This is a genomic window from Streptomyces sp. NPDC104831 (genome assembly GCF_055583025.1).
The window spans coordinates 44,427-63,621 of the sequence record NZ_JBVJOT010000051.1 but is presented as its reverse complement, the minus strand read 5'-3'; the positions used below and the strand labels follow the sequence as shown (position 1 = coordinate 63,621).

Annotated in this window: 19 protein-coding genes and 1 pseudogene; 9 read left to right on the top strand and 11 right to left on the bottom strand. The window is 69.2% G+C overall.

The features are described from left to right. The first annotated feature begins 734 nt into the window (after positions 1-734). The 4 genes from ACZ63H_RS29620 (at position 735) to ACZ63H_RS29605 (ending at position 4,414) form a co-directional block, all read left to right on the top strand. A complete protein-coding gene (locus ACZ63H_RS29620) occupies positions 735-1,034 on the top strand; it encodes a hypothetical protein (RefSeq protein WP_469870250.1) in 300 nt (99 codons plus the stop codon). Positions 1,035-1,739: 705 nt separating this feature from the next. Beyond that, entirely contained in the window at positions 1,740-2,273 is a 534-nt protein-coding gene (locus ACZ63H_RS29615; RefSeq protein ID WP_469870258.1) for an AAA family ATPase, read from the top strand. Between the two features lie 69 nt (positions 2,274-2,342). Beyond that, positions 2,343-2,909, top strand: a complete 567-nt coding sequence (locus tag ACZ63H_RS29610; protein WP_469870248.1) for a putative immunity protein — start codon at positions 2,343-2,345, stop codon at positions 2,907-2,909. Between the two features lie 122 nt (positions 2,910-3,031). Continuing rightward, positions 3,032-4,414 (top strand): IS1380 family transposase, encoded by a 1,383-nt coding sequence (locus tag ACZ63H_RS29605; RefSeq protein WP_469870246.1) that lies wholly within the window; start codon positions 3,032-3,034, stop codon positions 4,412-4,414. A 1,720-nt stretch (positions 4,415-6,134) separates the two neighbouring features. On the opposite strand, the gene ACZ63H_RS29600 is transcribed toward ACZ63H_RS29605, so the two are convergent. From ACZ63H_RS29600 to ACZ63H_RS29585, 4 genes are all read right to left on the bottom strand, one after another. Next, on the bottom strand, positions 6,135-6,458 hold the full coding sequence (locus tag ACZ63H_RS29600) for a hypothetical protein (protein ID WP_469870244.1): 324 nt from the start codon (positions 6,456-6,458) through the stop codon (positions 6,135-6,137). A 507-nt stretch (positions 6,459-6,965) separates the two neighbouring features. After that, positions 6,966-7,439: a hypothetical protein gene (locus ACZ63H_RS29595; RefSeq protein ID WP_469870242.1), complete on the bottom strand. Its 474-nt coding sequence runs from the start codon at positions 7,437-7,439 to the stop codon at positions 6,966-6,968. Continuing rightward, positions 7,436-7,774, bottom strand: a complete 339-nt coding sequence (locus ACZ63H_RS29590) for a hypothetical protein (protein WP_469870240.1) — start codon at positions 7,772-7,774, stop codon at positions 7,436-7,438. The genes ACZ63H_RS29595 and ACZ63H_RS29590 overlap by 4 nt, the downstream gene beginning before the upstream one ends. Continuing rightward, entirely contained in the window at positions 7,771-8,178 is a 408-nt protein-coding gene (locus tag ACZ63H_RS29585; RefSeq protein WP_469870238.1) for an ATP-binding protein, read from the bottom strand. Before ACZ63H_RS29585 ends, ACZ63H_RS29590 begins: the two co-directional genes overlap by 4 nt. 290 nt (positions 8,179-8,468) lie before the next feature. Here ACZ63H_RS29585 and ACZ63H_RS29580 point away from each other — a divergent pair, with 290 nt between their 5' ends. The 3 genes from ACZ63H_RS29580 to ACZ63H_RS29570 are packed head-to-tail and all read left to right on the top strand — an operon-like array spanning position 8,469 to position 10,104. Continuing rightward, the gene (locus ACZ63H_RS29580) at positions 8,469-8,729 is read left to right on the top strand and encodes a hypothetical protein (protein ID WP_469870256.1); all 261 of its coding nucleotides are present in this window, start codon (positions 8,469-8,471) and stop codon (positions 8,727-8,729) included. Next, positions 8,701-9,228, top strand: coding sequence for a DUF6879 family protein (locus ACZ63H_RS29575; protein ID WP_469870236.1), 528 nt, complete (start codon positions 8,701-8,703; stop codon positions 9,226-9,228). The genes ACZ63H_RS29580 and ACZ63H_RS29575 overlap by 29 nt, the downstream gene beginning before the upstream one ends. 27 nt (positions 9,229-9,255) lie before the next feature. Then, on the top strand, positions 9,256-10,104 hold the full coding sequence (locus tag ACZ63H_RS29570; protein WP_469870234.1) for a helix-turn-helix domain-containing protein: 849 nt from the start codon (positions 9,256-9,258) through the stop codon (positions 10,102-10,104). Positions 10,105-10,694: 590 nt separating this feature from the next. Here ACZ63H_RS29570 and ACZ63H_RS29565 read toward each other — a convergent pair. From ACZ63H_RS29565 to ACZ63H_RS29555, 3 genes are all read right to left on the bottom strand, one after another. After that, a complete protein-coding gene (locus ACZ63H_RS29565; RefSeq protein WP_469870232.1) occupies positions 10,695-12,215 on the bottom strand; it encodes a hypothetical protein in 1,521 nt (506 codons plus the stop codon). Then, positions 12,212-13,126: a hypothetical protein gene (locus ACZ63H_RS29560; protein ID WP_469870230.1), complete on the bottom strand. Its 915-nt coding sequence runs from the start codon at positions 13,124-13,126 to the stop codon at positions 12,212-12,214. Before ACZ63H_RS29560 ends, ACZ63H_RS29565 begins: the two co-directional genes overlap by 4 nt. A gap of 221 nt (positions 13,127-13,347) precedes the next feature. Beyond that, a complete protein-coding gene (locus ACZ63H_RS29555) occupies positions 13,348-14,277 on the bottom strand; it encodes a hypothetical protein (RefSeq protein ID WP_469870228.1) in 930 nt (309 codons plus the stop codon). A gap of 205 nt (positions 14,278-14,482) precedes the next feature. On the opposite strand from ACZ63H_RS29555, the gene ACZ63H_RS29550 reads away from it, so the two are divergent. Further along, positions 14,483-14,845: a helix-turn-helix domain-containing protein gene (locus tag ACZ63H_RS29550; protein ID WP_469870226.1), complete on the top strand. Its 363-nt coding sequence runs from the start codon at positions 14,483-14,485 to the stop codon at positions 14,843-14,845. 223 nt (positions 14,846-15,068) lie between these two features. On the opposite strand, the gene ACZ63H_RS29545 is transcribed toward ACZ63H_RS29550, so the two are convergent. From ACZ63H_RS29545 to ACZ63H_RS29530, 4 genes and pseudogenes are all read right to left on the bottom strand, one after another. Next, on the bottom strand, positions 15,069-15,746 hold the full coding sequence (locus tag ACZ63H_RS29545) for a hypothetical protein (protein ID WP_469870224.1): 678 nt from the start codon (positions 15,744-15,746) through the stop codon (positions 15,069-15,071). Between the two features lie 1,128 nt (positions 15,747-16,874). Further along, positions 16,875-17,006, bottom strand: a pseudogene (locus ACZ63H_RS29540) (IS5/IS1182 family transposase); the annotation flags it as partial. A gap of 67 nt (positions 17,007-17,073) precedes the next feature. Beyond that, complete coding sequence (locus tag ACZ63H_RS29535; RefSeq protein WP_469870222.1) at positions 17,074-17,574, bottom strand: ricin-type beta-trefoil lectin domain protein; 501 nt, start codon at positions 17,572-17,574, stop codon at positions 17,074-17,076. 365 nt (positions 17,575-17,939) lie between these two features. Continuing rightward, positions 17,940-18,440 carry a ricin-type beta-trefoil lectin domain protein gene (locus ACZ63H_RS29530; RefSeq protein ID WP_469870220.1) on the bottom strand — a complete coding sequence of 167 codons (501 nt, stop codon included), beginning with the start codon at positions 18,438-18,440 and terminating at the stop codon, positions 17,940-17,942. Positions 18,441-18,813: 373 nt separating this feature from the next. Here ACZ63H_RS29530 and ACZ63H_RS29525 point away from each other — a divergent pair, with 373 nt between their 5' ends. Beyond that, positions 18,814-18,948, top strand: coding sequence for a hypothetical protein (locus tag ACZ63H_RS29525; protein ID WP_469870218.1), 135 nt, complete (start codon positions 18,814-18,816; stop codon positions 18,946-18,948). Positions 18,949-19,195: the final 247 nt, after the last annotated feature.

Genomic DNA, 19,195 nt, shown 5'->3' with positions numbered 1-19,195 from the left:
TGCGGCGGGACGGGAGATCGGACGTTACCGGCATCGCGAACTCGTCAGCCACGCAGTTTCCGCACCGTAACCAGCAGTTACGGGACAACCTCTAGCTGGGGGAGCCGTTCTCATTCACGTCGATCGTGGTGCTGGGATGGCAGCAGACCGTTGGCACGGCGTCGTCCCCGCACCACGGGGGTAGCTCCCGGGTGGTAGTGCCTGTGGACAGGTGGCGTTTGTTGTCCCGCGCTTGTGGGGGTAGCTCGACCGCCGGCGGCGGCGTGGGTCAGGTGATCAGGTCGACCTCCACCTGGATGCACACCGAGCTACCCCGCTCGCGCGGGGACGACACGTCTTAAGCTGGGACGACGTTAGCGGTGCCGGCCGTTTTCATTGCCGTGAGCTGTGATGCTGGCAGGCCCCCGGGGGCTGCTCGCGCGCGAGGGCGACCGTCGCGACGACGAGGACGTCGACCAGGCGCTACCGCCGCCCGTGCGGGGATGCCCCGGGGCGGGGCGTCGCACTGAACTCGCCCGGCAGGCAACCCCAGCGCGCGCGGACGGCGTACCTGCCGGTCTGGGGCTCGGGCCCGGGATGGGGGTCACCCCCGCAGGCGCGGGGACGACGAGCATGACGCCCTGGTCGAGCTGATCGAGAACGAGCAACCCCCGCGCAGGCGGGGACGACGGCGCTAGGGTGCTTCTTTTGGATCTTCCCTCGGAGAGTCCCAGGCGGCCGATAGAGTGCGCGTCGTGGGCATACCCGGCTGGTTCGTCTGGATCTTTCTCGTTTCGTTCTTATGGCAGGTCTTCGGTCTTTTCCCCGTCATCCATCGACTCCGGGAAGCCAATCCCGCGCTGCGTTTCAAGGCACGCCTTGACCTGCTGGAGGTCGTCGGTTCCATGCTGCTCTTCGGCGGCGGCCTGCTGGGTTCCACGGTGGGGAAATCCTGGTTCTGGCTCGGCCTCGCAGGCTTTCCGCTCCTGACCGGTGCCTACGCCGTAAAGGGTGTCCACTGGCTCCGCGCCCGCCGCCAACCCCCCGAGGCCTGATCCAAACGATTGGGCCTAGTAGCAATGACGGCCTGGTCCAGGGCGAGCAACCCCTGCGGACCCGGGGGCGACCGTGCGTACGGCACGTCGGTCCAGCCCTACCAGAGCTGCCCCCGCGGACGCGGAGACGACACCCGCAAGGGTGGGGGCGGGACCTTACGCGCGGCAGTCACCCAAGTCGGTCGTCAGCCCGCGAGAGGCGCCTTCACCAGGCTGCTACTGGGGGTGGGTCGACGGCAAGCTCGGCGGCGCGCTCCCGGGACCCCTTCGCGTGAGGACTACGGCGACCCACGCGGTGACGAGGGCATCGACCAGGAGCTACCGCCGCTCGCGCGGGAACGGCCTTGACTCGATAGGCGCCGCGCAGCGCGACGTTGAGCAACCCCCGCTCGTGCGGAGACGACCGCCCCGCTTGACGAAAGACATAGAGGCCCTCCGTTCGACAACCCGGTCGGCAACGGTTCGCTCCCGTTGCGGCCGGGTTTGTCCAGTTCCTGGCCGGAGTCGTGGGAGAGGGAGGGGCGGGACGGGCGCGCGGACGCTGCCGGAGATCGGGAGGCGGTCGCCGGTGGTGCGCGTCGGCGCCGCCGGGCCGCGGGCACAGCCGCTCGGTGGAGGCGGAGGGGAAGAGTCACCGGTCCGGGCCCGGCGTTCCCCGGAGCACCCAAGGCGGTGTCAGCGGCCGCCGGTAACGTGGCCGCCGTGATGGTGGGCACCGAAGAAACCCGGTTGGTCGTACTGCGCGGCAACAGCGCCTCAGGGAAGTCATGCGTCGCGGCCGGCCTGCGCGAGCGGTTCGGCCGCGGCCTGGCCCTGGTCGGCCAGGACAACCTCCGCCGCATCGTGCTCCGAGAACGCGACCGGCCCGGCGCCGCAAACATCGGCCTGATCGACCTGACCGCCCGGTACGCCCTCGACGCCGGATTCCACGTCGTGGTCGAAGGCATCCTCTACGCCGCCCACTACGGCGACATGATCGCGCGACTGCGCGCCGACCACCGCGGCCCGACCCACGGCTACTACCTGGACGTGCCATTCGACGAAACCCTCGCCCGGCACGCCACCAAGCCGATCGCCGACGACGTCGACGAGGTGCAGCTGCGCGCCTGGTACCGCGAGCGCGATCTGCTGCCCGGCGGCATCGAGTCCGTCATCGGTGCCCACAGCGCCCTGCACGAGACCGTCGACCGCATCATGACCGACACCGGCCTGGCCCACCTGCCCGCCGTGGACCACTGAACTGGCACAGCCGCGACCGCGCCGCCCTGTTCCTCCGGCGGCACTCCCGCCACCTCGCTCACCCGCGCAATGGCCGAGGATGGACGCATGGCAGGGGACGAGAGCGAGATTGCTCTGAGTAAGCAAGACCTTCGTGAGGTCACCGCGTTCGCCGCGGCGTGTGCGGAAGTGGTGCTGGAGGTATTCGAGGCCGATCAGCCTGACGACTCGCGGCCGCGGGACGCTATCGGTGCCGCCTGGGAGTTCGCCCGGGGTGGTGAGCGAGGGAAATCTTTGCGTGATAGGGCGTGGGCGGCCCTCAAGGCGGCCCGAACCGCGGACACCGCGGCTGCGCGAGAGGCAGCTCGGGCGGCGATGTCCGCGGCAGGCGCCGCCTACTTGCATCCGCTGGCCCAGGCCACTCAGGTCAAGCACATTCTCGGAGCCGGCGCGCACGCGGCCAGAGCGGCCGAACTCGTCGCCGGCCACAGTCCGGGCATGGCTGCCGAGCACCTTGAGGGCGGTGCAGCGGGCAACACCGGTCGTCGTGGAGGTGCTCAAACGCTTCCCGGCGGCACCAGGTGTCTCAGCTCGCGAAACCTTCAGTTGAGATGCTGCCAACTTCTCGGTCTAGACGACTCTGAGAGGGCACGTTAGCCTCGCGCTTTCACGAGGTGGGCTGTCCGACTGGTGATCAGGAAAGCGGAAAGTGCCTCTGACCAGCGAGAATGAGGATTGCTGAGGTCCTTGTTCCCGCCACCGTCGGAGGCACTTCCCAGGTGAAGAAGCGTATCGGGTCCTATCCGCGTGTCCGCGTCGAGGGCAGCGGTCGCGGAGTCGTCTCGCAGGCCGGCACGGTGCTGCTGGTCGAGACGATCCGCAGGACCGGTCTCGATGCGGCGCTATCGGCGGCCTTGACGCCGTGGCGCAAGGCCCGGGCGGTGCACGATCCGGGCAAGGTCCTGCTGGATGTGGCGCTCGCGGTGGCGCTGGGCGGGGACTGCCGGGCCGATGTCGCGATGCTGCGGGCCGAACCGGCGGTGTTCGGGCCGGTCGCTTCCGACCCGACCGTCTCCCGACTCGTCGACACCCTCGCCGCCGGCGGGTCACGGGCCCTGACCGCCATCCGCGCCGCCCGGGCCGACGTGCGTGAACGGGTCTGGAAGCTGGCCGGTGACGCGGCACCGGACACCGGAGGACAGGTGATCGTGGACCTGGACGGCGTCCTCGTCCTGGCCCACTCCGAGAAGCAGGACGCGGCGGCGACCTGGAAGAAGTCCTTCGGTCACCATCCGCTGATGGGCTTCGTCGACCACGGCCGCGGCGGGTCCGGCGAGCCGGTGGTGGGCCTGCTGCGGCCCGGGAACGCGGGCTCCAACACCGCCGCCGACCACATCACCGCCGCCCGGCTGGCCCTGGCCCAGCTGCCGAAACAGTACCGGCGGGGACGGCAGACGCTGATCCGCACCGACTCAGGCGGCGGCACCCACACCTTCGTCGCCTGGCTCGCCAAGCGCGGGCGGTGGCTGTCGTACTCGGTCGGCATGACCGTCACCGATGCCCTCCATCAGGCCGTCCTGAAGGTGCCGGCCTCGGCCTGGACGCCGGCCGTGGAACCCGACGGCGGCATCCGCGACGGCGCCTGGGTCGCGGAGATCGACGCCGGCAGCGACTGCCTGGCCGGCTGGCCGAAGGGCATGCGACTGATCGTTCGGAAGGAACGTCCGCACCCCGGCGCCCAGTTGCGCTTCACCGACGCCGACGGCCATCGGCTGACCTGCTTCGCCACCAACACGAGCGGCGAGGCGATCGCCGCTCTTGAACTGCGCCACCGGCAACGGGCCCGGGCCGAAGACCGCATCCGCGCCGCCCGCGCCACCGGCCTGCGCAACCTGCCCCTGCACGACACCGCGCAGAACCGGGTCTGGCTGGAGATCGTCCAGATCGCCCTCGACCTGCTCGCCTGGATGCCAATGCTCGCCCTGACCGGCAAGGCCCGCCTCTGGGAACCGCGCCGCCTGCGATTTCGCCTGTTCTCCACAGCAGCCCAGCTCGTCACCACTGGCCGCCGCCGCATCCTTCGCATGGCCGAGCAGTGGCCTTGGACCGACGTGATCACCGGCGCCCTGGACCGGCTCCAAGCCCTCCCGAACCCCGGCTGACCAACGCTTTCCCGTCCCTTCGAGCAGCCCAAGCCCACCGGAATCGTGGAACCCGGCGCACACCCGACGCGACAGACGGGCACTCGGCCTGCCCATCAGCAGGCTCAGAACGCGAAACGGTCTGCCGACTCCGTCGGCAGACCGTCATGAAAGGCCGAGGCTAGGTGCACGTATGTCTCGCTGCACCCCCACCGGCCTCAGCCACGGTGCAGTGCCGTCGACGGAAGTGGCCACGCCGGCCGGACCACGGGGACGAGTCGGAGCCGATCGTCCCCGAGCCCTGTTCCACGGGAGTTCAGCTGGGGCATTATGAAGAGTCATGGATCTTCAAGGATTAGGTGCTGTCGCGTCTGCTCTCGTTGCCTTCATCGGCATACCCGCTGCTGTTCTGGTCGGGCGCGGTCAGGCTAGAGCCGCTGTACGGGCAGCCGAGCTTGGAGCTGAAACCGGTCAAGCCCAGGCGCGAGCAGCCGCCGAGGCGGGGATAGCGCAGGCGGAAGCAACCTATCGCGCTGCGCTTGACGCCACCCGTGATCAAGCCCGAGCCGATTACCGACAGTGGCGCCATACCTTGCGACGTGAGGCATGGGCGTCATTCGCATTGAGCGTGCATGAGGCCACCACGGCTGCTTCTAACCTGATTACTAGGGTCGAGCCGCATGAGGACTTTGAAGGGTTGAAGAATGCTTGTCTGGCTGCCAGTCGTGCAGTCCAGTTCTCTTACTCAGTGGTTGAGCTGGAAGGCCCGGTATCCGTAGCGGAGCTGGCAGGACGTGTTCGCGAGGGGGCTGATGCTGTCCTCCTGCGAGCTGCCCAAGCGGCACCAGTCGAACGGGCGAATGGTGTACTGCGCGCTATAGAGAATGGGCAGGGCCCAGATGGCACCGATTTGGATGACGCCACGGCTGCACGGGACGCTCTTCATGATGTACGTATAGCGGCACGAGCCCAAGCGGAGGGTGGCAGCTACCCGATCAGGGCTGCGGGTGCGCGCAACACTGCTGTAGCAGAGGCCCAAGCTCGCGCACTGACGGCCCTGGCTAGGTGTGGGGTTGTCGGGCGGAGGGCAACTTTGTTGATCAACGATGCAAGGCAGAGACTTGCGCCAGACCACCGGCGGGATACTTTCTACGAGGCACGCTCGGCGTTGGAGCGAAGCATCGCGGCGTGGGTTGAATCTGCCCGCTCCTACCTGGATAGTGACGGTCAGGACTGACGAAGTAACGCAGTGGACCGTTCCTTCGCGACTCTTTCGGCCGCATGGCATTCGTTGGCGTCCTGCGATGGACTGTTCAGAGTCATCAGTCCGAGACAAGTAGCTCACGGCGACAGCAGGGGAGTCGACGGCGCCATGAAACTTGATGCGACGGACGATCCACTCTTCCAAGAGAGGAAAGAGAGGATTGCTCGGATGGTGTCGATAGTTATTCTCATCCCAGGCAAGCCCGTGCCGGTTGCAGTTGAGGCAGAGAAGGCCCCGCACACACTTAACGCAGTAGTTCACCGGCTTGGGGCCACCATCACATTCGTGGGCGTGGTCCAGATGCCACCCCGCGTATCGCCCGGTTCCTTCTTCCCGCAAATGCCGCAGCAATTGTTTTAGAGGGCGAAGATAGCGTCGCGGGCGAACTGTTATATCCCCCGGCCGTAGTGCACGACGCACAGCCCACGAGAGTGCGGGGTGCCCTCGCAAGTGCCGTATCGGCATTTACCTCCCCACTCAGCTTGCGATATCCAGCTCCGCGAGGGCTTCAGCGGACCGCCCCCTTTCTCCCTTGTTGGGGCGCTTTGGCTGGTTCCTCAGGGAAGCATGAAGATCACCGTCTGTGCCACATACGGGGCATTTCGTTGGCCGGTAGATGGACTCGTCGTACTCGCCCCTGTCGGCCTCTGGCTCCACAAGGTCGGCCTTCGCGATCTCATCTGGAGACTTCCCGTAGTATAGGACCCGGTAGAGTTTTTTGGCGCACCTGACCTTCACGGCCACTGCTATCTGGGCTGCCTGCAAGCTCTCAGTCCGAAAGCCTTCGGGCACGGGTTCCAAGAGTCCATCTTCCCAGTCCTGGTTATTGGCATCTGCGATGCCCTCTCCCTGAAGGGTCTGGTCAGTCGCGACCTGAGCCTCTCGCCGCATCCGTTCGAGGTCTAGGCGGGTGTCTGCCGGCGTGCACGGGGGGAGACGTCGTCACCTCTCCGTCGTGGAGGGGCTGGCGGGCGCCTGCTGCGAGGAAGAGTGTGCGTGCGTCCTTCCGGGTCCCGACCGTGGGTCCGCCGCAGAGCTGGCAGAGCAGGCGGCTCATCGCCTGCCGCTGGCGCAGGGCGTGGACGGCTCCGTGCCGGGGCCGGCCACCGCGTGTGGCCGGCATGCGCATCCAGGGCACCCCGTAATGCCGCTCGACGTCCGTGTCGCCCCGGAGCCCGAGTCCCGTCCCTCCAGGACACAGGACTTTGGACAGGGGCTGGGGCGGGATCTGCTCCTTGGACCATGCGGTGATGAAAGGGACGGGGGTGCCGTTCCAGTATTGGACGGGCCGGATGGGGATGGGGCCGGTCATCGGGTGCTCGCCCGTCCGGTCAGGCACCGGAGGTGGGCGTATCCGGCGTTGAAGCGGGTGGTGCCCTCCCAGCGCAGGGGTGCGACCGGTTGTGTCGGCAGCAGCGGGGCGGGGCAGGCGAGGCACTCGGGTGTCTTGCCGATGGCCTGTGCGGTCCGCTCGTGCAGGAGGCGGTGTCCGTGGCCGGCGTAGCAGGTCCGGGACTGTTGGCAGGCGGTGCAGGCCGTGAAGTGTGTGTGCCAGTCCGCCCAGGTGAGGTACCAGGCGAGCCGGGCCGTGTAGCAGCGCGGGCAGGCCAGGCGGGAGCGGGTTGCCGAGGGGGCCAACTGCACGGTGGTGGCGTCCCGGGGGCTGGTGAACCAGACGCATGCCTCGCCGGCCACGGCCGGCGCGGGCAATCGCCGGGGGACCTCGTACCAGGAGACGCACTCGTGCACGTCGTAGAGCACCTCTGGAATCTGCACGGTCATCGGGGCAGCTCCAGGACCAGGGTCCGCAGCGCCTGCATGACCGGGCAGGGCTTCAGGTCGTAGACGCACTGTCGGCAGGGGCCGGGATGGGCGATGTACGCCTGGGCCGCGCCCCGCAAGGTGCACCGGTAGCAGCCGCGCAAGAACAGCGTCGTGCCGTCGGGGGCCGGGCGCTCACCGAGGTCCACGACGGTGTCGATGGACAGCCGCTTGCCGCACCAGGCGCACTTTGCTCCGCGCGCTTTGGCGGCGGGGAGGTCGTCCAGGGGTGGCAGGGGGAGCAGCGGGCGGAGGTCGGCGGGGATGAGGGTCAGGGCCCTCGAGGGGGCGGTCATACCCGGTCCTCCCCGGGGGCTTCCAGGTCGGCCCACACCTGCTTCTCCCAGGGCCAGCGGGTGCAACCCCATCCCTTGGTGATGGCGTCCACGACTGCCAGGCCGCGCCCGGTGGTGTCGCGGGGGCCTGTGGTGCAGAGGGCGGGCCAGGCGTCGGGGCTCTTGTCGATGACGATGAGCCGCACGGCGTCCGGCGGCAGTCGGCGCACGATGACCCGGACGGTCGGTGTTTCGGTGTGCTGGACCGCGTTGGTCACCAGCTCGGTCACGACGGTCGCGGCATCGTCCAAGGCGCCGAGCAGCCCCCAGTCCTTGAGGACGTCGACAACGAAGTGCCGGGCGTCCGGCGCGGCACATGTCTGCCGGGGCAGTACGCGGACCTGTGGCAGCTGCCTGCGCTCCACGGCTGTCACCGCCGTAGCTGCGAGGATTGGGCGGGGAGTTGGGCGGCTTTCCCGTGCTGCATGTCGGCGCTCCTCGGGCGTCGGCCATCCCCCGGGAGGTGACCGCCTCGCCGGGGGCTTTCGTCCCCGCCGACGCTAGAAGTGTGATGTGCAGCACTTCCAGTGATGTTCACCGATGTTCACGACGCTCCCCGAACGCAGGTCATTGGGTAGCCCTGCGGCCTTGACCATGCCACCGAATCAGACGAGCTTGTGTACATCCGTGCACACGTCGAGCGTTGGAGGACACCATGTCATTACGGTTCATCGGCATCGACCCGAACACGGGGCAAGGTGAGAGCCCGACCATCTGGGTCAACGAGAGCAGCGGCGAGCTGGTCATTCAGGGGTGGAAGCCGGACGCGGCGACGGAGGCGCAGTGCGCTGCCTTCGAGGTGCCAGGCCACGCGGTCGGCATCCCAGACCACGAGCAGGTAGTGCGGGTGCCAGTCAGCATGGTGTCGATCCTCAGGGAGGCGTGCGATGTCGCAGAGCGTGCCCAGCTTCGCTGAACTTCTGGACGGCGCACGCGAGTCGGCCGTGCATCTGGAGATGCGGGACTCCTACGGGGTTGCCGCCGAGGCCGACGCCGTCGCCCGCTGGAAGGCGACAAGGGAGGCCGACGCTGATCCCGAGTCGCCCTACTGGGCTCCGTGGACCGCACTGATCCGTCGTCTTGTCTCGCGCGGCGTGACCGTGCGGCGGGCGCGCATCGTCTCCGAGCCGGTCAGCGACTACATCCGGTACGAGCACGCCGGAACGGCCGCGAACGTTGCGGCCGGCGAACAGGTGCGCTGGCTGCCTCGCCGGCAAGCGTCCGACATCGCCCTGCCCGGCAACGACTTCTGGCTGATCGACGGGCGGACCATCCGCTGGAACCACTTCACCGGTGACGGAGCCTCCGCCCCGGGAGAGATCAGCGAGGACCCGGCTGCGGCTCGCCTGTGTGCTGCGGCTTTCGAGGCCGTGTGGACGAGAGCCATCCCGCACGACGAGTACAAGATCAGCTAGCGCGTCAAGAAGGGTCCGCCGCACCACATGGCCACATCCCCGTCGTCCTCGGCGCAGGCCGCACGCGAGCGCGTTGCCCGCCGCCTGCGAGACCTGCGAGCGGACGCGGGCCTGACCGGCACCGAGCTGGCCACGCGGTGCGGCTGGACCCATCCCAAGACATCTCGCCTGGAGAACGCGCGCACACCCCCCACCCCCGACGACATCCGCCGCTGGTGCGCGGCCTGCGGCGCCGACGGCCAGGCCGAGGACATCATCGCCCAGTCCCGAGACGCCGAGTCCGCCTACATGGAATGGCGCAGGCAAGTGCGTGCGGGGCTGAAGCGCCTCCAGGACAGTTACGTCACGCTGTACCGGGCCACAGAACTGTTCCGGGTCTACTCGCCAACCCTCGTCCCGGGCCTACTCCAGACCGAGGGCTACGCGACCGCAGTGCTCTCCAGCGTCGCCAAGCTGCTCGACATTCCCAATGACGCCGAGCAAGCTGCGACCGCCCGGGTACATCGCAACCAGATCATCCACCAACCTGGGCACCGCTTCGTCCTAGTCATCGAGGAGAGCGTGCTCTACCACCAGATGGGCGACGCCGACGCGATGGCCGCCCAGCTCGGGTACCTGCTCACCGCCGGCGCCCTGTCCTCTGTCTCCCTCGGCATCATCCCTCACGCCAGGCGGCGCTCTCTTTGGCCACAGGAGCTGTTTCACGTCTACGACGATCAGATGGTCTCCGTGGAGCTGATGGCTGCGCGCATCCGTGTGACGCAGCCGTCCGAAGTCGCCCTGTACCTCCGAGCTTTCGAGGAGCTGCGCTCGATGGCCGTGTACGGGGCCGAGGCTCGGGCGCTGATCCGCCGCGCGATTGAAGCCCTGGACTGAGCACGACGAAACGGCCCCCTCCCGCCCGGAGGCGAGAGAGGGCACTTGAATCAGGGGTACTGCCGGCGCTGCGGATCGAGCCCCAGCACACGCGACTCTGACGAAGGAGTCGGGCTCGGCTCGCCGCCGGACGGCGCATCATCGCGACGGCAGACGAGAGCGTCGTCGTCCCAGCTCGGGTGCTGGAGGCTGTACCCGTCAGGGCACTGCGGTCCGGCCGTGCCGCGCTCGCCAGCAGGGTCCTGTGGTCCAGCGGGCCCGGGCTCGCCCTGAGGCCCAGACCGTCCCGCCGGACTGGCCGGACCGACAGGGCCGACGGCGCCAGCGGGACCGACGACGCCAGCAGGTCCCGGCTCCCCATCCGTTCCGCGTGCACCCGCCGCGGGGATCTGTCGACAAACGTGTCTAAAACGAGGCCGTGTGGCTGAGCCCGTTCTTGACGTGTTTGGGACAGGTTGGTGATCGACCGGTGGGGTCTGCTCGCCGCCGCCAGTGTAGCGGGTGGCGTGCTCGGTGTGCGGGGGGATGTGGCTCGCTGGGTGATCCTGCCGGGGGAGCTGGGGTGACCGGGTGGGGCGCTGTGGTGGTGGTCAGGAGGTGATCGTGTTGAGTGCTCGGGTGATGGAGTTGTTCAGCCAGGCGTAGCCGAGGTAGATCAGCAGGGCTCCGCGGGCGCCGTACGCGGGGACGCGCTTGTGGGGGTAGCTCTGGTCGAAGCGGGAGTGGATGGACTCACTGTCCTGGCGGAAGCCTTTCAGGCGGCGGCCGGCCGGGGTGTCGGGGGGTACCTGGCGGAGGTGTTCGGTGCGGTTGAAGCGCTGTTTCTTCGTTTTCGGATCGGTCTGGCGGTCTTCGTCGGTCTCGTCGCATCGGATGCGGAGGGTGTGGGGTGTGAGGGGGCAGGTGATCGTGATCCGGTGGTAGAAGCGGGTGGTGGTCTTGCCCTGCCGGTGTTCGAGTTCGGCGACGGGCAGCGGGGTGTAGTGGGTGGTCTTGCCGTCGTCGGTGAGGTGGCGTTCGCAGATGCGGCCCTGGGTGATGTAGAGGTCGTGGGTGCAGGGGCCGTGTTTGTGGCGCAGGAGTGACTGGGGCGGGAGTCCGTCGTGCTGCGGGGTGAAGACGACGAGGCCCTGGGAGATCAGGGGGGCGCGGTGTTTGCCGCGCAGGGCGGCGTCGTAGGTGACGGCTTTGGTGCCGGGGGCGCGGGCGGTGATGCGTTTGACCATGGCGACGAGGGCGCTGCCTTCCGATTCCCGGTCGGGGTCGGCTTGGGGTGATTTGTGGCGGATGGATTCGAGGGCGAGGATGACGCGGCTGTGGGGGGTGTCGGCCAGGCGTACGGCGGTGGAGAGGAATTTGTTGCCGTAGACGAGGTGGCCGCCTCCTTCGACGGTGATGCCGGCGTCTTCGTCGACGCGGTGGTGGCGTACCTCGCCGGTGGTCTTGTCGACGACGGTGTGCTGGGGGTGGCTGGAGGGGGGTCTGGCGACGGTGGCGTCGCCGTGGATGACCTGGTGGCGTCCGGGGCGGGCGCGGCTGGTTCTGTGGCCGGTATCGCTGAGCATGCCGTGGGCCAGGGCCTGCTGGATCCACAGGTCGCTGCTGAGGTCGCGGACTTGGTCGTGGGCGGGTTTGAGGTGGCGGCGGAAGTAGTGGTTCCAGTTGCTGCGGGTGGGGCCGGCCGGTCTCAGGGCGTCGGCGGCCGTGTCTCCTATGTGGGTGCGGATCGCCGTGCGGACGGGTTCCCACCAGTTCTTGTGCTGGAAGTGGCTGGCGGTGGAGCGGGCGGAGCCGAAGACGGAGATCGAGCACAGGAAGATCAGGTAGACGATGGGCGGGTGGTGGGGGCGCCGGCCGACCGGGCCGGCGGCGGGCAGGGCGGCGGCCGCGGTGTAGAGGTCGGGGTTGTTGATCAGGTGGGTGAAGCGGACGGTGGGGATCAGGTGCGGGGCCTGGGGTCCTTTGGCCGGCGGCGCCTCGTCGGCCGCGCCGAAGGCGTCGTCGGGGATGGCCCCGTAGACGTACGGAGGGAGCTTTGCGGCCGTCCGGGTGCGCTTCCCGGCACCCGGGGTGGCCGTGGAGGGCGCGGGGGCGGTCTTCCGGGTGCTCATCGGGGGGCCTCGCCGGTGTTCCAGGCGAGGCCGGCCAGGGCGGCGGCGCTGTCGAGGGAGGTGAGGCCGAGCCGGCGGGCGACTTCGCAGATCTGGCCTGTTTCCAGGAGTACTTGGCGGGCGGTGTAGCGGGTGATGTCGCGGGGTTCGACCTTGCGGATGGTGGTGGCGAGTCCGCAGCGGCGGGCGATCTCGTTGAAGCCGGCGCCGACGCTGGCCTGGGCGGTGGAGCGGGTGGAGGAGTCGCTGGTGACCAGACGCTGCTGGGCGGGGCGGTGCTCGGCCAGGTGGCCGGCGCGCAGACCCAGGACGCGGACGGCCCAGTGGTTGAGCGGGCAGGCGCGGGCTCTGGTGTGGGTGCTGCCCTGGGTGGTCACGGTGGCACGGACGAGGTCCAGGTCGCCCGCCGTGGTCTGGGCGGTCTCGGCGCTGGTCAGGCCGGTCAGGAGCAGGGCGAGCAGGGCGGCGTGCCGGGTTGCGGGCATGCCGCGCTCGGAGTGGAACTGGAGGGTTTCGATCTCCGCTGCGGTGAGTTCGGTGCCGGTGCTGCGGGGCGGCCGCGGGATGGGCGCGGTGTCGAGCAGGGGTGCGGCCTGGGTCATGCCCAGGGCCCGGGCGTGGGCGAAGAGGGAGGCGAGGGCACAGCGGCGCTGGCGGCGGGTGCTGTTGGCGGGGTGGAGGGTGATGGTGTCGCGGCGGTCGCGGCCCGGGGCACTGATGAAGCGTTCGGCCAGTTGTGCGGTGACGTCATCCATTCGGTGGATGTCGTGGGCGCCGGCGAAGGCGTCGAACCGCTCGCTGATCTGGATGTAGAGGTCGGCGGTCTCGATGGCCAGGGTGGCGTCGGCGGCCTGCTGCAGCCACCGGCGGCTGACTTCCAGCAGCGCGGTGCGGATGGTTGTCCTAGCCATGCCGGGTCCCCTCGCACAGTGCGGCGTGGGCGTGAACGGGGGTGGGTGGGGTGGCTGTCGCGCTACGGTGGGTGTTCCTCGCCTTGGGTGAGGGCATGCCGAAGCCCCCTTCCTGCGCGGCTGTGCCGCGCTGGTCGTCGGGTGGAGGTGGAGTCCGGCAGTGCCGTCCCGGCCAAGGAATCGGGCACTGCCGGACTGTCTTATGTGCGCTCGCGGGGGCGTCAGGTGACGCGGTGGCCCCGGAGCTTGGCGGTCAGGGCCTTAACGGCCGCGAGATGACGGTGCAGTTCGACAACCTCCTCCTCGGTCAGGCGGGTCAGGTCCGCCAGCAGCACGGGCGGCAGCAGCAAGGACAGCAGGTCCTGTTCCGGGCCCGGGCCCGTGGGAGTGCGGCCGCCGGAGGTCCCGGCGCGCGGGCCGGGCACCCCGGTGGCAGGCGTTTCGGGGGCGTCCTGGCGGTGCTGGCGCTTCCCCCGCCCGCCGGCACCGGCCCCGTCGCCGGCCGGGTCTGCCGGTTCCTCCCGCGGGCCGGGCGCATCGGCTTCACCGGCCGGTGGCCTCTCGTGCGCAGTACCGGTGCCGGGTGCGGCCGCGTCAACGGGGCCCGGGGAAGCGGCGTCACCGGAAACGGTGGCCGCGGCAGGGATATCGGCGTAAGGGGTATCGGCGGGCCGGGTGCCTTCGAACCAGTGCAGTTCGCCGGGCCTGTTCACCGTGACCAGACCGACCGCGACCATCAGGTCGAGCAGGACGTGGGCCTGCTTGATGCGCTCACTGCCGGCGCGGGCGGCCGTCATGAGCGTGGCCACCAGAGCCTCGCGGGAGACGGGGCCGCGGCGGCAACGTTCCCTGACCGTCCGCGCGAACCACTGCCCCTTCCACTTGGCCCGCAGGGCATCGAGCCCCTCGGCCTGGCCGCGGGCGAAGGCCCGCGCCACATACCGGCCCTTGTCGCTGGGCAGATAGGTCGCCCGCCGGTGGCCCTTGGTGAGCAGACCGGTGTTCTGCGCGAACACCGGCACGAGCCCGCAGTTCTTCGCGGACAGCCCTGTCACCGCCGCCAGTTCCACCGCCCCCACCGGATCGAGTGCCGAGCAGGCGGCCACGAGGACCAGCAGCTGCTGGTCCGCCCGCAGTTTCGGCGACGGCATCAGCCGCTCCTCAGGCGCCAGCCTGACGCGGCCCGTGGCCGGCGGATCCCCCGCCTGCTGCCGGGTTGACACTGTGGACACCACACCTTTCAAGCAGTCCGGCACAGACAGGTGACCAGTCGTCACTCCACGGGTTGCTACTCTGGTAGCAACCCATGGTTGGGCGAGGCGCGCAAGTCGGCATCCCGTCCGTCACACTGGTCGCATGCCCGGAGGAACGAGACGTGGGAAGAAGCCGCGCGAGTATGCCGTGTCCGGCGACTGGCCGTACGCGGTGATGGACAGCGTCCGCCAGGCGCAGGTGGGGCAGGCCATCGCCCGGGCCCTGGCGGAGGCGATGGAGCGGCACGGTTTCTCGGCCAACGCGCTCGCCGATGCCTCCGGCGTCAACCGGCAGGTCATCTCCAACATCCTCGCCGGCACCGTGTGGCCCGACATGTTCACGGTCGCCAGCCTCGAGGCGACGCTCGATGAGATGCTCTGGCCGCGGCACACCGAATGGCCACGGGGTGATGACGGAGCCCGTCACCAGCCTCTTCCCGCCCACCGGCCGGGCCGCGAAAGGTAGTTGCATCCCGGGCGGGGCAGCCTGGGAAAAGTCGGATGATGTGTCTGTCGCATGGGGGGATGGCCTCACGATCGGGGGAAAAGGCAGGCCGGAGGGCCCCCGGTCCGGGGGTGACCCGGTAGCGTGGGGGTGCGGCCCAGCGTCGTCAGACCGCCTCCCGCGCGTACTGCGCCGGCCTGGGAACCTTGCTGTCGCACGGGAGGCGGTCGCCTGGTGTTCTCTTCTAGGCGGCCTCCGCTGCCGCGGCCGCGACGAAGTAGCAGCGCCGGCTGTTGTCCCGGTGCTTCTTCACCACGAACTGCTTTTTGGCCAGATCGTCCAGCAGGGCACGGGCCCGGTTGTGGGCCTTCTCGTCGGCCCCGGCTTCCTGGCCTTCCAACTGGACGGCGAGCAGCTTCGGGGTCCACTCGCGGCCGGGAACACGGTTGATGACCTCCAGGGCCTGCATGCCCCGCGGCCCGAGCTTCGAGGCGGCGGACGCCGCCTGCGCGCCGACCGGGACCGCTTGGCCGTCCTGCGCGGCCGGCCCGGCCTCGGGCGTCTCGGCCGCGCGCGCGGCATCCTCCGCGTCGTCACGGCCCTCCTGTTCATCGGGGCCGGACGCGTCCTTAGGTGCGGTGTCCGCATCGAACTCGCCGTTGCGAAGAGCGGCCCCGGCCCGCGCCGCCTCCAGGAGGGTCTCCTGGACCTCCACCGCCCGCTCGCGCACGATCACCACCTGCTGACGCTCGCCGCGCACCGCCGCCATCCGGGACTGCAGCGCGGCAACCCCCGTCGCCAGGCGGTCGAGCGTGGCGTCCTGCTCGGCCAGCTTCGCGTCGCACTGGTGGATCAGGGCGCGCATGTCCGCCACCACCCAGCTCGGGTCGGCGGACGCAGTGGCACCGTCGGTGGGCTGCATGGCGCTCACCCTAGGGCCTTGCCACCACAGGCGCGCACGCCGTGGCCCCCAGCCAGGCCCGTCCGCCCGGGCGCACAGGGAGCGCGGCTGCAACGGGCGCAGCCGGCCCGCACGTGCAACCTCGCCGCCTGCATGCGTGTCTGACCTCGTGTGACGACCTCAGGAGGCAGCTGGGATCCCGGCGGAGAAAGGCTGAGAAGCTCGGTCGCAGCCCGGCCGCGGAGCAGAACTCAGGAGAACCACCACACCTCGGTATGCCTTGGCAGGACAGGAGACAACACCCGTGAGGCGACCGCGTTCCCGGCAACTCCTGCCGCGGCCCGGCTGCGATGGAGACCTGCTGCCGGGACGGGCGACAGCACAGGGCTGCCCCACGCGGGACAGGGTCGAGGCTTCGGCGGAAACGGCTCGGCCGGAGCCGCGCTCGGTCTCCCGTCCGGCACCTGAAAATCGCCGTCATCCATTCGAGCGGCCCCGGGGAACACAGGTGACAAAGCCAGATATACGCCCGCTGACCCGTGGTGGGTCCCGCCTGCCGCGTTCGTCAACCTGCGGGTCCTCAACCCCGGGCGCTAGCGCTGGCGGCGCGGCATCGAGGCCGCCGCAAGCGGTGATCAGGCTGCGGTCCCCGCCGTCGCACGCCCTGCGGGCGTTGTGGTCCTCGGTCAGCAGGCGCAGGTCCCCGTCGAGGAGGAGGTAGGCGCGGGCGTCGCCGGACCACGCGACCGAGAGCAGGCCGCCGGGGACTGGAAGGCGACGACGGACGCCGCGCAGGGCAGGCCGTGGCCGGCGGTGCGGGCGGGGTTGGCGGCATAGTGGGCGTACTCGGCGCGCAGCCCGCCTCCGCATCTGTGCTCCCGGCGGCCGCGCGGGCCGGGAGGAAGGCGGCGGCACGCGTCCAGGAGCGGACGACCTGGGTGCCGCCGACGCCGTCGAGCAGCACGTAGGCGCGGGTGCCGCCCGGCGCCGTGAACACGGCGGTCGCGTCGCACTGGAAGGCCTGGTCACCAGGCCGCTGTGCGGTGGCGTACGACGTCACAGCCAGATCCTCGTCCACATGCTCACGCATGCGGCAAGCAGGTCCGGACGGAGCGCTTCGCGAGGGCGCCCGTGCCCGTATGGGTGAATCCAACGGCCGCCACGCTGAACGTCGCCACCTCGGCGCCGTGCCAGTGTCACCAGCCTCGCGAACTGCACATCGGTCAGGCTCGCAACCGGCTCGATCCATTTCGGATCACTTGCTGAGATAACCCCACCCATGCCGGACCAACGCACCAGCGGAACCACCGGCACGGGACAACCTTAAGGGCTCGCGGGATAGTCGCGCTTAAACGGCGAGGCTAATCATGTCGCCGTTGTACTTTTGCCAGTGTTGCGAGTTGTCGATGTAGTTGCACCTTTTGGTGAGGACCTTAGTAGTTCCCAGGTTGTTGGCGAGACACCACTCATTAGCGTGGAGCAGGGGCATGGTGCTCCAGTGGCGGTCTGTGAGTTGATACCACTGCTGCCCGCGGTCGCCTTGGCTGCATTTTTTGGTCTGGATCTTGTCGGTGCCCAGCTCGTTGGCGAGACACCAGTCCGGCGCCGTCACCAGGCGCCACATTCCTGTTTTCCGGTATGTGTCATAGTCGACGTGCTCCCAGTGCTGCCCATTGTCGGCAGAGTTGCACCTCTTGGTGACGATTTTGTCGGTGCCCAGCTCGTTGGCGAGACACCAGTCACCGACTGCTCTGATTTTGCCGGATGCGGCAGCTTCGGCAGTGGCGGTCGGAGTGAGGGCCGCTGTCAGAACGAGGGCGGCGGCGAGGCGTTTATAGTGCGCAGCCATTACTTTCCTGCCTTTCGGAGTTACGGAGCGGGTCGTGCGGGTTGAGCATCGCAGCGGCAGCACTCGACCGGTGCGGTGCCCCTACGAGTGTCCCTGCCGTTGATCGACGGCGCGTAGTCATATACCACTGTCAGGGTGATCCCAAAGGACGTACCGGTTGCGCAACATGCATCACGGCGAGCCTCCGGGGCCCGCGCGGTGTACTGCAGTTGGGGCACGGCCGGTCATCGAGATGCGAAGCATCCGCCCGCGCCGCTGTGCCGGCTATCTCAGCGTCGAGCAATTCGGTGTCAGTCAGAGATCGTGGCGGGGTTTCTGTCCCGGGAGTGTTGTTACGGCGGGGAGGATGTCAGCTGTGCGCTCTTTCACCCAGCGCGTTTGATCCACTGCTGTTCCTGGTCTCCGAACGCGCACTCGACGAGCTCGACGGGACCGTTCAGCCGGGTGGCCGCGAGGCATTTGTGCTGGGCGTTGTTCCGGTAGACCCAGCGGTTGCCGCCCACGGCGATCTGGGTCCACCGCGTCACCGACCCGTTGTTGCCGCAGCCCTGCATGGACACCTCGGCGATGCCGTTGAACACGGCGGAGGCACACAGCTCCCGCCCGCCGATCCGCTGCATGATCTGGACGGTGTTGCCGCCCTCGGGGTTCACCTCCCACACCTGGTTCGGCCCGCCGTGCCGGTCATAGACCAGGACACCAGAGTCCTCTCCCCGGCCGGCGTCGTTGTCGAGGACGTAACCGGGGCTGGCGACGTTCTCCAGCACCAGCCCGGACTGTGCCGCCGCCTGCCCCGTCAGGGCAGGGAAGGCCAGAAGCCCAGCGCTGATCACAGTGACGACCGCGCGTGTCCTTGTGGTATCCACGGATGACTCCTTCACTCGTGCCGGCCCGGATCGCGTACCAGGGCCTCCCAAGTCCTCGAAGCACTGCGGGATGAGCCTTGCCCGTGAGCCGGCCGGCCAGGCGTTTCCACGTCTGCCGTCACCTGAAGTCGGTAACTTCCACAGCCGGGCAGCGCCGCCGGACAGGCGCTGGAGCACACGGGTGGATGGACCTCCCGGCCACGGGGCCAGCACCTCAGCCGGGCTCAGGGGAACTCACGGGGATGTCGCGCACGACTACGCCGCGACACCCATCTTCATGAAGGGCAGCCGCCCCATTCCGGAGCCGTTTCTCCTGGTGCCTTGCTTGATGTGGCCCCACCGTGGTGACGTCAACCGTGGCCAGGAGCCCGGCATGGGTACGACACCGGTGGCGTCCCGCACGGGTATCGGCGACGCCGATCTTCCAACCGCGCCGGGTACGGGCGAGCAGGAACTGTACGAACTCGTCGACGTACCCGGCACCCGGCCACTGGCTAGCCATGTGTGATCAGAAGGGGGCGGAATCCGCGGTGGCCTTGGATAGGAACGGGATGGCCGGGGCGGCCTCCGCCGGGGCCGGGCCGTGCACCTTCAGCACCGGCTTTCGGTAGGCCGTGTCCACGCTGGACTTGGCGGTGAACTCGACCAGCCCCAGGGACAGGGAGCACAGCGCGGGGCCGCCGACGACCTCCAGCTCTCGTCACACGGTTTCGAGGCTCTTCACGGAGTCCCAGGAACCGGTCATGAGGCGGAAG